Annotated in this window: 13 protein-coding genes; 5 read left to right on the forward strand and 8 right to left on the reverse strand. The window is 65.9% G+C overall.

Annotated features, from left to right (window positions below):
* Positions 1-41: 41 nt before the first annotated feature.
* Entirely contained in the window at positions 42-1,865 is a 1,824-nt protein-coding gene (gene eccA, locus A5724_RS14915) for a type VII secretion AAA-ATPase EccA (protein WP_232004848.1), read from the reverse strand.
* A gap of 427 nt (positions 1,866-2,292) precedes the next feature.
* Here eccA and A5724_RS14920 point away from each other — a divergent pair, with 427 nt between their 5' ends.
* On the forward strand, positions 2,293-2,685 hold the full coding sequence (locus A5724_RS14920; RefSeq protein ID WP_232004849.1) for a hypothetical protein: 393 nt from the start codon (positions 2,293-2,295) through the stop codon (positions 2,683-2,685).
* Here A5724_RS14920 and A5724_RS14925 read toward each other — a convergent pair.
* The 3 genes from A5724_RS14925 to A5724_RS14935 are packed head-to-tail and all read right to left on the reverse strand — an operon-like array spanning position 2,640 to position 4,821.
* Positions 2,640-3,119, reverse strand: coding sequence for a GNAT family N-acetyltransferase (locus tag A5724_RS14925; RefSeq protein ID WP_067802972.1), 480 nt, complete (start codon positions 3,117-3,119; stop codon positions 2,640-2,642). The genes A5724_RS14920 and A5724_RS14925 overlap by 46 nt on opposite strands.
* Positions 3,116-4,213, reverse strand: coding sequence for an isochorismate synthase MenF (locus tag A5724_RS14930; RefSeq protein ID WP_067802977.1), 1,098 nt, complete (start codon positions 4,211-4,213; stop codon positions 3,116-3,118). Before A5724_RS14930 ends, A5724_RS14925 begins: the two co-directional genes overlap by 4 nt.
* Entirely contained in the window at positions 4,210-4,821 is a 612-nt protein-coding gene (locus A5724_RS14935) for an acid phosphatase (RefSeq protein ID WP_067802980.1), read from the reverse strand. Before A5724_RS14935 ends, A5724_RS14930 begins: the two co-directional genes overlap by 4 nt.
* A gap of 50 nt (positions 4,822-4,871) precedes the next feature.
* On the opposite strand from A5724_RS14935, the gene A5724_RS14940 reads away from it, so the two are divergent.
* On the forward strand, positions 4,872-5,675 hold the full coding sequence (locus tag A5724_RS14940) for a ParA family protein (protein WP_067802983.1): 804 nt from the start codon (positions 4,872-4,874) through the stop codon (positions 5,673-5,675).
* Between the two features lie 55 nt (positions 5,676-5,730).
* Here A5724_RS14940 and A5724_RS14945 read toward each other — a convergent pair whose 3' ends face one another.
* Both A5724_RS14945 and A5724_RS14950 read right to left on the reverse strand, forming a co-directional pair.
* Positions 5,731-6,942: a PQQ-binding-like beta-propeller repeat protein gene (locus A5724_RS14945; RefSeq protein ID WP_067802985.1), complete on the reverse strand. Its 1,212-nt coding sequence runs from the start codon at positions 6,940-6,942 to the stop codon at positions 5,731-5,733.
* A 22-nt stretch (positions 6,943-6,964) separates the two neighbouring features.
* A complete protein-coding gene (locus tag A5724_RS14950) occupies positions 6,965-8,413 on the reverse strand; it encodes a DEAD/DEAH box helicase (RefSeq protein WP_067802987.1) in 1,449 nt (482 codons plus the stop codon).
* Positions 8,414-8,646: 233 nt separating this feature from the next.
* Here A5724_RS14950 and A5724_RS14955 point away from each other — a divergent pair, with 233 nt between their 5' ends.
* Complete coding sequence (locus A5724_RS14955) at positions 8,647-9,339, forward strand: ferritin-like fold-containing protein (RefSeq protein ID WP_067802989.1); 693 nt, start codon at positions 8,647-8,649, stop codon at positions 9,337-9,339.
* Positions 9,340-9,349: 10 nt separating this feature from the next.
* Here the strand turns inward: A5724_RS14955 and A5724_RS14960 are convergent, their stop codons facing one another.
* On the reverse strand, positions 9,350-10,087 hold the full coding sequence (locus A5724_RS14960; protein WP_067802991.1) for an MmpS family transport accessory protein: 738 nt from the start codon (positions 10,085-10,087) through the stop codon (positions 9,350-9,352).
* Between the two features lie 209 nt (positions 10,088-10,296).
* Between A5724_RS14960 and A5724_RS14965 the strand changes: the two genes are divergently transcribed.
* Entirely contained in the window at positions 10,297-10,554 is a 258-nt protein-coding gene (locus A5724_RS14965) for a DUF3107 domain-containing protein (RefSeq protein WP_067802993.1), read from the forward strand.
* Here the strand turns inward: A5724_RS14965 and A5724_RS14970 are convergent.
* A complete protein-coding gene (locus A5724_RS14970) occupies positions 10,541-11,194 on the reverse strand; it encodes a TetR/AcrR family transcriptional regulator (protein WP_067802996.1) in 654 nt (217 codons plus the stop codon). The two genes, A5724_RS14965 and A5724_RS14970, sit on opposite strands and share 14 nt — an antisense overlap.
* Positions 11,195-11,326: 132 nt before the next feature.
* Between A5724_RS14970 and A5724_RS14975 the strand changes: the two genes are divergently transcribed.
* A complete protein-coding gene (locus A5724_RS14975; RefSeq protein WP_067802999.1) occupies positions 11,327-12,376 on the forward strand; it encodes a DUF3152 domain-containing protein in 1,050 nt (349 codons plus the stop codon).
* The last annotated feature ends 31 nt before the right edge of the window (positions 12,377-12,407 follow it).

Consider the following 12,407-nt stretch of genomic DNA (forward strand, 5'->3'; position numbering starts at 1 on the left):
CTCAACTCCTGATGGCAGGCTGTGGGTGGTAAGAATCCGCGTCAAGTCAAGTTGAGTGTCTGCAAGATACTACTCAGTGCCGCCTTCACATCGCTGGCTTCGATGAGTCTCAACGCATCATCGTCGAGACTGTTCAGTGATTCCCCGTTGGTCTCTGTGAGTCGGAATGCGCGTTCCTCCTCGGCGGCTTCAATCACGTTGCGCACAAAACGGCCATTACCGGCGAGGTCGATACTGCTGCGGACATTGCCCTCCCGGTCTTCCGACTTGTCGTCGCAGAGTCGTGTACACACGCCGACGAGGGTGTCATAGGCGTCAGACGTGAGTTCGGAATCGCGGTACCTAGCCGTCAACCGGGCGATATCGCCGAGCTCAGCTGGTGTGTAGGAGGGAAAGCGAATTCGCTTGGTGAACCGCGACGAGAGGCCTTCGTTCGATGAGAGAAAGCGATCGATCTCGGCGTCGTAACCGGCGATGATCACCACCAGCCGATCACGGTCGTTCTCCATCCTCGCCAGCAGAGTGTCAACAGCCTCACGACCAAATGCGTCACCACCGGACAACCCGGTCTGGATCAAGGTGTACGCCTCATCGATGAACAACACCCCGCCAAGGGCGGTGTCGATCAACGCGTCGGTCTTGATTGCCGTGCTACCAAGGTGCTGACCGACGAAATCCTGCCGTTTCGCTTCGACGACGTTTAGCGTTTCCAAAAGTCCCAGGCCGCAATAGGTCTGCGCAACGATACGAGCGATGGTTGTCTTACCGGTTCCCGGCGGTCCGGTGAACGCCAGATGTAGACTTCTCGACGCCGTACTGAATCCCTTGTCTTCGCGGAGTTTCGCCAACCGAACCGCCGAGCGCAGTTTTGCCACCTGCATCTTGACGTCCACGAGGCCGACCTGGCGGTCGAGTTGCTCTTGAGCGGCGCGTAGGTGCTCGTTTCCTCGCTCGGCCGCACTGACTGCGTCGACGCTCGCCGACGTCGGTGCACTGGCTGGATCCCATTTGTCTAAACGGGATTCGATGACTTCCTTAGTGGTGACAACGAGCCGGTAGTTGAGGTCGCGCAATGCCGAGTAATTGGCTTCGAAACCTGGGTCTTCGCTGTAGATACGTTCGAAGATGCTACGGGCTTCGTCTTCGTTGCCCATTTCCCGCAAGGTCAGCCCCTTGCAGAACTCGGCTGCTCGGCGAGCGGCCGGGATCGGGCCCGTGAGGGCCTGGTCAAGTCGGCGCAGCCCCTCACCGAATAAGCCCATCTGCGCGCAGGCAGAGCCCACCATGAGATGCGCACCCGCTGCGATGTACGGATCCACGAAAGATGCGGAATTGGCCAGTGCCGTAAGCACATCAGGCCAGCGCTGGGTGGTGAAGTGCAAGATGCCCCGAACGTATGCGCAGATCTCCTCGCCGGCCGCGTCGCCGCCCTCGGCCGCCAAGTCGTCAAGGATCCGTTCACTTTCGTCGTAATCCTGGCCTTGGATCAGGCTGGCTGCGTACGCCAACCTGATCTCAGTGCTCGAGCTGAGGGTGTAGTCCAGATAGAGACCGGTTTCGAAACGGCCCGTGAGTGAACGTGGGGGTAGCCCCAGTCGCCGCTGCTCGCGGCCGAGAAACTTGCTGGTCCGGTACAGGTGGTGCACAACCTCGGAGGTGTTCTCACCCGCGGCAGCGCGACCGAGCCATGCATCACACATGTCTGGGTCATACTCAGTTGCTCGCCTGAAGGCCATTCCGGCGTAGTCGATGTCGCGTTCGACCTCCAACCCGTCGAGCGGAATCCCCAGAGAGAGTACACCAGCGTCGAATACGTCCTGCGCATCCACGTTGACAACACCCATCAAGCAGTCAACCTCTTCCATCGGGTATCGACCGCTGGGGCTTTGTCGCTCAAGCGGTTCTTGCCGGGCCGATCACTAGAGCCGGATTCTCTGCATTGTATTAAGTTCGGAATCAGACATTTTCGTTCGTTTGGTGAGGATTGATCTTGGAAGGAACGCTACGCTCCCGCGACGCGGGTATATACGTTCGGGCGACAGAACGTGGTCTACCGATCGGCCTCGAACTGCACCAGAGTGAGTTATCCAAGGCGCCAACAGAACTAGCGCGTGAGATCCTGTTGATGTGTCAGCTGATCGCCAAACGTGCGCAGGTCGCCAGGCGGAAGGATCTGGTTGCTCGCGGCTTCAGCGCTCAGGTCATACGTGGCTTGAATCTGAGTACTGAAGAAGAAGTGGCAGAATTGGAGGCAGAACTGAACGGCCGCGACCCGAGCGGGCTCCCTGATACGTGGATGAGGCCAGTGTGAATGGCGGCCTGGCCGATTCGGTGGTTGCGCGCATGGCACTGCAGCGTGATTTGCTGGCGGCAATGCACGAGCATTGTCAGTCCATTTCCGCGCGTGTGACGACTCGGGACAGGTCGGTGAGTGTCGAGGTGAACGGCCTCGGGGCGATGACCGGATTATGGTTGGGCGACTCTGCGTACCGCAACGGCGCAGATGCACTGTCGAAGCTGATCGTCGACACCGCCGATGCGGCGGCGAAGGTTGCGGTGGCGCGGCAGAGCTTCTTGGTCAAAGAATTCAACGAGCGTTTGACCGCGTTGCAACAAAATCCGCTGACGGATCAGCGCACTCAGGATTCCGCGAGCGCCGACAACTCCGGTCCTGACACCCGGTAGGTGATCCACTCGCTCTGCTGTCGCCCACCGACGGCGTCGTAGAGCGCGATGGCGTTGACGTTCCAGTCCAGCACCGCCCACGACAGCCGGCTGTAGCCGTTTTCGACGCATTCACGGGCCAGCGTCGACAGCATCTTGCGGGCCAGTCCGCGGCGGCGGAACTGCGGGCGCACGTAGAGGTCCTCGAGGTAGATGCCCGCGACGCCGTCCCATGTGGAGAAGTTGAGGAACCACAACGCGCCCGCCGCGGCCCGGCCGTCGACCTCCGCGATGTGGCCGTATACCGTCGGGTGGGCGCCGAAAAGTGCGTCCGCCAACTGCTTTTCGGTCACCGTGCAGTCGTCGCTGGCGCGTTCGAACTCGGCCAGTTCGTGGATCATCGCGGTCAGTTCGGTCTCGTCGCCCGGCCGGACGCGCCGGATGGTCTCGCTCATGGCTGCACTCCCAGCGCCGACAGGATTGTCTTGAATTTCGTTGTGGTTTCCGCGACTTCGTCATCAGGATCGGACTCGGCGACGATGCCACCGCCGGAGTGCGCGTCGGCGGTGCGGCGGTCCGCGGACAGTTGCGCGCCCCGGATCGACACCACCCATCGGCCGTCGCCGCGCTGATCGCACCAACCCACCGCGCCGGCGTAGAAGCCGCGGTCGCCTTCCAGTTCGTTGATCAGTTCGGCCGCGCCGCTGGCGGGCACGCCGCCCACCGCGGGCGTCGGATGCAGCGCAATCGCCAAATCCAAAGCAGTAGTCGCCTTTTCGCGCAACATGCCGGTGATCGGGGTGTACAGGTGCCACACCGCCGCAGTCTTGCTCAGCTGCGGCTCCGGTGCGATCTGCAGTTCGGTGCACAGCGGGTCCAATGCCTCGCGCATCGCGTCCACCACCAGCCGGTGTTCGTGACGGTCCTTGGCCGACGCAGCCAGGGCCGCGCCGCTGGCCTCGTCGGCGGCGGGGTCAGCGAGCCGGGGTGCCGACCCGGCGAACGGGCGGCAGCTCACCTGATCGCCGCGCCTGGCGACCAGCAATTCCGGGCTGGCGCCCACCAGTGCGGTACCGGAGTAGCCGCCGCCCGCGGCGGTCAGGTCGACAAGGTATGCGTTGGCGGTGGGATCGTTGGCCACCAGCCGCGACACGATCGTGCGGGCGTCCAGCGGTCCGTCGGCGATCAGTCGCAGCGCCCTGGCCAGCACCACCTTGTGCAGGTCGCTACCGGGGTCCTGCAACCGGCGCAACGCGGCGCCGATGCGGGCCCGGTGCTCCTCGGGATCGGGCATGGTCTGGGCGATCTGCGTCGTCGGCAACTCGCGCACCGGCCAGTCCGGCAGCGTTTCGGTGAACTGCACCGTCTGCGGACGGATCAGCGCTGCGGGCTTCGTGACATCAAAAGGCAACGCGCCCAGGATGATCGGCGCACTATGCGAGGCAAGGGCGGCGCGGGCGTCACCGAGCCGGGGGAAGGCGGTGTGCACGCCCTCGGCGACCACCACGCCGGTGCGCCCGGCGAGCACGAAGGCCGGTTCGCGGGTCACGTCGGAAGGCACGGGTGGCGGTGACCCGTGAGGCCCAATGCGCTGATCTGGCGCTCGCCGTGCTCGAAGCCGCACACCGCGATGGATGCGGCCACCATCGCGAACCTGATGCCCTCGGAGATGTCGAGTTCGACCCAGCGGGTCACCACTGCGCGGGAGAAGTGCCCATGCCCGACGAACAGCACATCGCGCGACTCCATCTGCGTCAGCGCGTAGCCGATCACCTCGTCGGCCCTGTCGCTGACCTGCTGCAGGCTTTCCCCACCAGGGCAGCCGTGCGTCCACACCAGCCAGTCGGGCACCTGTTCGCGGATCTGCTGGGTGGTCAGTCCTTCGTAGTCGCCGTAATCCCATTCAGTCAGAAGGGGAGACACCTCGTCGACTTTCAAGCCTGCCAGTTTGGCGGTGTCAAGGGCGCGTTGCCGCGGGCTGGACACCACCAGCGGGTTGTGCAAAGTCAGAACCGAGAGCGCGTCGGCAGCCAGCTTGGCCTGCTCGCGTCCGGTTTCGGTCAGTTCGAGTTCGGTCCGGCTGGTGTGCTGGCCGGACTTCGACCACTCGGTTTCGCCGTGACGGAGCAGAAACAGCCGGTGCTGCAGAAGGCTCACGCAGAAAGATTGTGCCGCACGTCGGCTGTCGCGTGGGTACCCGTGCAACGATGAACACCGTGACGCGGGTACTTGCGGTCGCCAATCAAAAGGGTGGGGTCGCCAAAACGACGACGGTGGCGTCGCTGGGCGCGGCGATGACGGAGAAGGGCAATCGGGTCCTGCTGGTAGACCTGGACCCCCAGGGGTGCCTGACGTTTTCGCTGGGCCAGGATCCCGACAAGCTGGCCGTGTCGGTCCACGAGGTGCTGTTGGGTGAGGTCGAACCCGACGCAGCGCTGGTCGACACGTCGGAGGGGATGACGCTGCTGCCTGCCAACATCGACCTGGCGGGCGCCGAGGCGATGCTGCTGATGCGGGCGGGCCGCGAGTACGCGCTGAAGCGGGCGCTGGCCAAGATTCGCGACCGCTACGACGTGGTGATCATCGACTGCCCACCGTCGCTGGGCGTGCTCACCCTCAACGGGTTGACCGCCGCCGACGACGTTATCGTGCCGCTGCAGTGCGAAACGCTGGCGCATCGCGGTGTCGGGCAATTCCTGCGCACGATCACCGATGTACAGCAGATCACCAACTCCGACCTCAAGCTGCTGGGCGCGCTGCCGACGCTCTACGACTCGCGCACCACGCACAGCCGCGATGTCCTGCTCGACGTGGCCGACCGCTACGAGCTGCCGGTGCTGGCGCCGCCGATCCCGCGCACGGTGCGCTTCGCCGAAGCCAGTGCGTCGGGGTGCTCGGTGTTGGCGGGGCGCAAGAACAAGGGCGCACACGCCTACCGCGAGTTCGCCAGCGCGCTGCTGAAGCACTGGAAGAACGGCAAGGCGCTGGCCACCTTCACCCCGGAGCTCTAGCGATTGATGTGCGTTTCGGAGCGCTCGCCGCTCTCGCACGCACACAAATCGCCACTTAACCGAGCGCGACGAGTTGGTCGCCACGCTGCTCGACGATCATCGAACCCGCGACCCCTGGCACCACCGCCACAGAACCCGGTGGACGTTGCACCGGAATGTGTTCGATGCCCGCGCCTGTCGCCGGGTCGAAGACGTCATAGCCGCCGGTGACGGGCACCAGCAACTTGCCCGCCATCATCGTCGCGGGCCCGAGCGGCCTGTTGGCGCCCGCCGAGCTGACGCTGTAGCGATAGCGAAGTCCGTTGGCGGAGAACACCATTACGGTGTCGCCCGTCCACCATGTGATCAGGTCGCCTGCCCGCGACATCACCGCGTCGGGCGACGGCGGCGTCGGCACCAGCGTGCTCGCGACAGTGGCACCGGTCTCGTCGACGATGTTCACCGTCGGCTTCGGGACGGGGACGTACACCGCGGTGGTGGTGTCCGACACCGCTACGACGCGAGCCCCGGAGTTGTCGGTCACCCCTGGCTGCGGAACGTATTTCAGCTCCGGGGTGTCCTCTTCGTCGGAGGGCCGCAGCAGCGTCAGTCGCAGGTCGGCGTGTTTCGGGCAGGCCTCCAGCACCGACACTGCCGTCGAACTCGACTGTGCATCCACCAGTCGGCAGAGCGGGTACGTCGGCACGCCCGGCTTGATCCGCGCGTCGAGCTGGCCGTAGGACAGCATCCGCACCATGTCCGAGCGCCACAATTCCAGTCGGCTGTCGCCGGCCGACAGCACGACGGTGCCGTCGGACGACAACCGCACCCGGGGATCGGCGTAGGCGCTGCGACTGGGCCCGCGCTCGCCGGTCTTGGCGTCGATGGTGCTGACCTGTCCGCAGCCGCGGACGTCCGGATACACCGCGACGGCGTAGTTGTAAACGTAAGTGACACCGCACAATTCGAGGTCACGGGCGTAGCTCCACCGCGTCTGTCCGGTAACTGGATCCCGGCCGTCGACCTCGCGGCCGTCACCGGTGACGACATTGCCGCCGATCACCAACGGCATGGCGGTCTTCGGGCTGGCCGCCGTCCACAGCTGACGCAGCGTCTTCGGCACCGCCTTGGCGGTGGGCAGCGCCTGCGCCGGCGCTGCGGCGGGCTGGCTGAGCGTGGCCCTGGCATCGCTGGTCCACCAGATCAGGGCCGCGACGATGACGACCACTGCCGCGATCACCGCGGCCGCCACCATGTCGCCCCTGGTGCGGCGTTCGGGTTTGACCATCTCCGTCGGAGGTGACCCTCGGCTAGCCGGCGTTTGCGGCCGCGGTCTTGCGCGGGCGGCGGCGGCGACGGCGCTTGGCCGGCGACGCCCCGTCTGCGGGGGTGTCGTCCGACGCAGGTTCGGGCTCGGTCGCCGACGCGGGATGCCCGGTGGTCGGCTTGCCGCCACGGGTCCGCCGACGGGTCCGCGTGCGGGCGGGACGTTCGGCCTTCTTCGCGGGGGCGCGCTTGACCGGCGCCTTGGGCGGCTCGCCGACCGCGCCGCCGGCATCGGTCGGAATGTCGAGCTCCTCGTAGAGATGCGGCGAGCTGGAATACGTCTCCGCGGGATCCGGGCAACCGAGGCCCAGCGCCTTGTCGATCATCTCCCAGCGGGTCAGTTCGTCCCAGTCCACCAACGTGATGGCGACGCCGGTCTTGCCCGCGCGCCCGGTACGGCCGATGCGGTGCACGTAGGCCTGCTCGTCCTCGGGGATCTGGTAGTTGACGACGTGGGTGACGTCGTCGATGTCGATACCGCGCGCGGCGACGTCGGTGGCGACCAGGACATCGATGGCGCCGGTGCGGAATGCCTTGAGCGCCTTCTCGCGGGCACCCTGGCCGAGATCACCGTGCACGGCGCCGACCTTGAAGCCGCGCTCGGCCAGTTCGTCGGACACCTTCTGGGCGGTGCGCTTGGTACGGGTGAAGATCATGGTCGCGCCGCGTCCCTTGGCCTGCAGTACCCGGCTGACCAGTTCCACCTTGTCCAGCGCGTGGGCGCGGTAGACGAACTGCTCGGTGGTGTCGTGGGTGGCCGCCGAATGCGGGGCCTCGGCCCTGATGTGCGTCGGCTGGTTCATGAAAGTGCGGGCCAGCGTGATGATCGGGTCCGGCATCGTCGCCGAGAACAGCATCGCCTGCCGCTCGTCGGGGATCTGCTTGAGGATCCGCTCGATGTCGGGCAGGAAGCCAAGGTCGAGCATCTCGTCGGCCTCATCGAGCACCAGCATCGACAGCCCGCCAAGCTGCAGGTGGCCCTGCTGCGCCAGGTCGAGCAGGCGGCCGGGCGTTCCGACGACTACGTCGACGCCCTTGGCCAGCGCCTCGATCTGCGGCTCGTAGGGCCTGCCACCGTAGATCGACGTCACGGTCAGCTTGCGGTCCACTGCGGTCAGGTATTTCCCCGCCATCGCCAGGTCGCCGTAGACCTGCAGGCACAGTTCGCGGGTAGGGACCACGACCAACGCGCGGGGGATGCCGGTCAGCGGGCGCGACTCGTCGGTCGTGATGCGCTGCAACAGCGGCACACCAAAGGCAAGCGTCTTGCCCATACCGGTGCGCGCCTGACCGATCAGGTCGTCGCCTGCGAGGGCGAGCGGCAGTGTCAGTTCCTGAATGGCAAAGGGATGCTCCTTGCCGTCTTCGGCCAATGCGCGCACTATTTCGTCGCGGACGCCGAGTTCGGCAAACTTCGGATTGAGATGAGTCATGCTTGTGGTAGGTAGCCTTTCTGGGTCGAACCTCGTATGACCTCGCGGATTCCACACGCGCGCACGAGTTCGACGGAGCTACGGCCGAGGGCCCGGCGTTGAGGTCGCGGGCCGACTGCGTGCACGCACATTTCTTCGGTAGCGGCTGTCTCGAAATGCCGCTGCCGGTACCCATGGTACCTGGTCGGGTTTGCCCGGCGGTTCACGCCGCGGTCGGCGTCTAGAGTTGGGCCATGACTTCGACGCCCCACGCCACTTCTCCCGAACAGAGCACCTCGGGCGTGTCGGCCAACCATCCCGGCGTCAACGAACTCTTCGCACTGTTGGCCTACGGCGAGGTCGCGGCGTTCTACCGGCTCACCGACGAGGCGCGGATGGCGCCCAACCTCCGCGGCCGGATCAACATGGCCAGCATGGCCGCCGCCGAGATGAACCACTACGAAGTGCTTCGGGATGCGTTGGAGCGCAGGGGCGTCGACGTCGTGCCCGCAATGACGAAGTACGCGTCGGCGCTGGAGAACTATCACCGGCTGACAACGCCGAGCACCTGGCTGGAGGCACTGGTGAAGACGTATGTCGGCGACGCGCTGGCCGCCGACTTCTACCTCGAGATCGCCGACGCGCTGCCCGACGCGGTCGCCGACGTGGTGCGCGCGGTGCTGTCGGAGACCGGGCATTCACAGTTCGTCGTCGCCGAGGTGCAGGCCGCGGTGACGGCGAGCGAGAAGCAGCGCCACCGGCTGGCACTGTGGTCGCGCCGACTGCTCGGCGAGGCCATCACGCAGGCCCAGTACGTGATGGCCGACCACGACGAACTCGTCGACCTGGTGATGGCCAGCGGCGAGGGGCTGTCGCAGATGACCGAGTTCTTCGACCGGCTGCAGCAGACGCACAGCACGCGGATGCGTGAGCTCGGCCTGGCCTGAGCCGGCACCCCTACTTCGTGCAGTTCGCGATCATCGTGTTGTTGTTCTGCACGGCGACCAGCGTGCCCGCCGCATCGGTGATGCTGCAGTTCAGCTGACCCGTCACGCTCGTCGCGGTGACCGAACCCAACGTCACACCGGGATCCAGCGTCACGGTCTTGGCCCACGGCAGCGCGACGTTCACGTCGGTCTGCAGTGCACCCTGCGAATCGGTGTAGATGACCGTCACCAGGTCGAGCAGGCTGCGTTGACCGGTGACCCGGTAGGTGATGGTGTTCGGCGCCGCAGCGGGCGCGGGAGCCGCCTGGGCGGGCGTATCAGTCGGTGTGGCGACGGCCGTGGGCGTCGGCGTCACCGTCGTCACGGTCTCCGGCGGCAGCGTGGCAGCGGGCGGCGGCGCCGCTGAAGTGGTGACCGGCGGCGCCGACGTGGTGGCGGCCGGCTGGCTGGTGGTCACGGGCGGAGCGACCGTGGTCGACACCGAGCCACTGTCCCCGCCGCCCAGGATGACGACAGTGCAGATCACCGCGACGAGCAGGATCACGCCTGCGACGGCGGCGATCCAGATCCACCGCCGATCGATGGGCTCGTAGTACTCCTCGATGTCCTCGTACTCGTCGGGCCCCTCGTCGTCGTCGTAGCGATCGCGGTCGAGATCGACCGTCTCGCTGCCGTCGTCCCACTGACTCGGAATCCGTTCGGTCGGAGTCAGGGAGTACGGCGAATATGCGGTATATGGCCTGTTCATGCAGCTGTCCCGGGTCGTTTCGTCCAATGCCTGCCTGATGCTATCGAGACTGGTGTGACGAATGAGGTTGACCCGCTGGCCCTTTGGTCACGGTCCGGACTCGGTTCGGTCGCGGTCGTTTCGCTATTCGCGAAGGGGCGCGCGCGGCGTCGGCCCGCAGTCGTCCACTAGCCTTCTTGGCGAGGAACACACGAACGGAAAGGGTCAGCGTGGAGGTCAAGATCGGTGTCACCGACAGCCCGCGTGAGCTGAGCTTCAACAGTGCGCAGACACCCAGCGAGGTGGAGAAGTTGATCGCCGACGCGTTGGAGAAGGATGCGGGCGTGCTGGCCCTGACCGACGAGAAGGGCCGCCGTTTTCTGGTGCAGGCGAAGAAGATCGCTTACGTCGAGATCGGCGCCGCCGATGTGCGCCGCGTCGGGTTCGGTGTGGGCGTGGTCGGTTCGGAGGCCGTCAAGAGCGGGTGAGCGGCACGTGGGACAGGCCGCCCCAGATGAACTGCACCGTGCCCTCGACCGCATCCTCCTTGGAGATCGGCCGGTCGTTGTTCAGCCAGTATCGGGCTGAATCGACGCTGATGGCGACGAGACCGACGGCGATCATCCTGGCGCGGTGCGGTTCCAGCCCCGAGTCGTGGCTGATCAGGTCGAACACGGCGTCGGTGCATGCTTCGGTGGCGACCTTGACCTGCGCCGATACCTGCGGCTCGGTCACGTAGTCGTTCTCGAAGATCAGCCGGTAGCCCTGACCGTCGTGCTCGATGAAGTCGAAGAAGGCATCCACCGCGGCCCGCACCCGCTGACGGTTGTCGGTGGTAGTGCGCAGCGCTTGGCGCACACCGGAGACCAGGTTGTCGGCGTGCCGTTGCAACACGGCCAGGTACAGCTCGAGCTTCGACGTAAAGTGTTGATACAGAACGGGTTTGCTCACACCCGCCCGGTCGGCGATTTCATCCATTCCGGCCGCGTGATAGCCACGGTCGACGAAAACTTCGCTGGCAGCGGCTAGTAGCTGCCCGCGGCGTTCGTCGCGCGGAAGCCGGTTTCCGCGCCGACCCGCACCGCCGTTGGCCACTTTCCTGGCGGCGGAGTTGGCGAGATCGCTCATCACGTCCTTCGTCCGAGTGGGTTTCGCAACGACATTACTACCGTTGGTCAGGCGTTTGCGGATCCACGGCTTCACGCCGAGGTGGTGGCGCGCCGGAAGTGCAGGCCCAGCAGACTATGCCATCCTGTTCCGGTGACCTACGACTCCCGCGCGCGAGGAGGATCGACGGGTCAGGGGCGTCGCGAGAGCGGCCGCGTACCCGTGTTGCGTGACGAGTGGCGAGAGCCTCTGCGCGCGCAGCGTGACCCGATCGCCGAGGATTCCGGTCGGGTCAGGTCCAATCGCGACGAACATCGCCGCGCCCGCAAGCAGACCTGGCTGGGCCGCTTCGTCTCCACCTACGGCTGGCGCGCCTATGCGCTGCCGGTGCTGATCGCGCTGACGGCCGTGGTGGTCTATCAAACGATCGCGGGCACCAGCGCGCCCGCGCCCAAGCAGGCCGAAGGTCCGGTGCAGGGGCCTCCGACCATCGGCGTGGCGAGCACGCAGATCATCGGCGCCCCGCCCAAGGGGCTGACCCAGTTCGATGTGAACCTGCCGACCGGCATCCTGCCCGACGGCGGACCGTTCACCGAGGCGGGCGCCAAGACCTGGCACGTGGTGCCGGGCGCCACGCCGAAGGTCGGGGAGGGCACCGCCAAGACATTCACCTACACCGTCGAAGTGGAAGACGGTGTCGACACCACAGGCTTCGGCGGCGACGACGGGTTCGCCAGGATGGTCAGCGAAACTCTCGCCAATCCGAAGAGCTGGACCCACAATCCGCAATTCGCGTTCACCCGCATCGATTCCGGTGCGCCGGATTTCCGGGTGTCGCTGAGCTCGCCGATGACCGTGCGCGAGGGCTGCGGCTACGACATTCAGCTCGAGGCGTCCTGCTACAACCCGGCCTACGACGGCCAGCCGCGCGTGTTCATCAACGAGGCCCGCTGGGTGCGCGGCGCCGTGCCGTTCCAGGGCGACGTCGGCTCCTACCGGCAGTACCTGATCAACCATGAGGTCGGCCACGCGATCGGCTATCAACGCCACGAGCCGTGCGGCGACAACGGCGCACTGGCGCCGGTGATGATGCAGCAGACGTTCTCCACCAACAACAGCGACGCCGCCCGGTTCGACCCGCAGTCGGTCAAGCCCGACGGCAAGACGTGTCGGTTCAACCCCTGGCCGTATCCGATCGCCTGACACGTCGTCGGGAAGCATCGGGACCGGACTA

Origin of the sequence: Mycobacterium sp. ACS1612, from assembly GCF_001667505.1 — a bacterium.
Lineage (GTDB): Bacteria > Actinomycetota > Actinomycetes > Mycobacteriales > Mycobacteriaceae > Mycobacterium.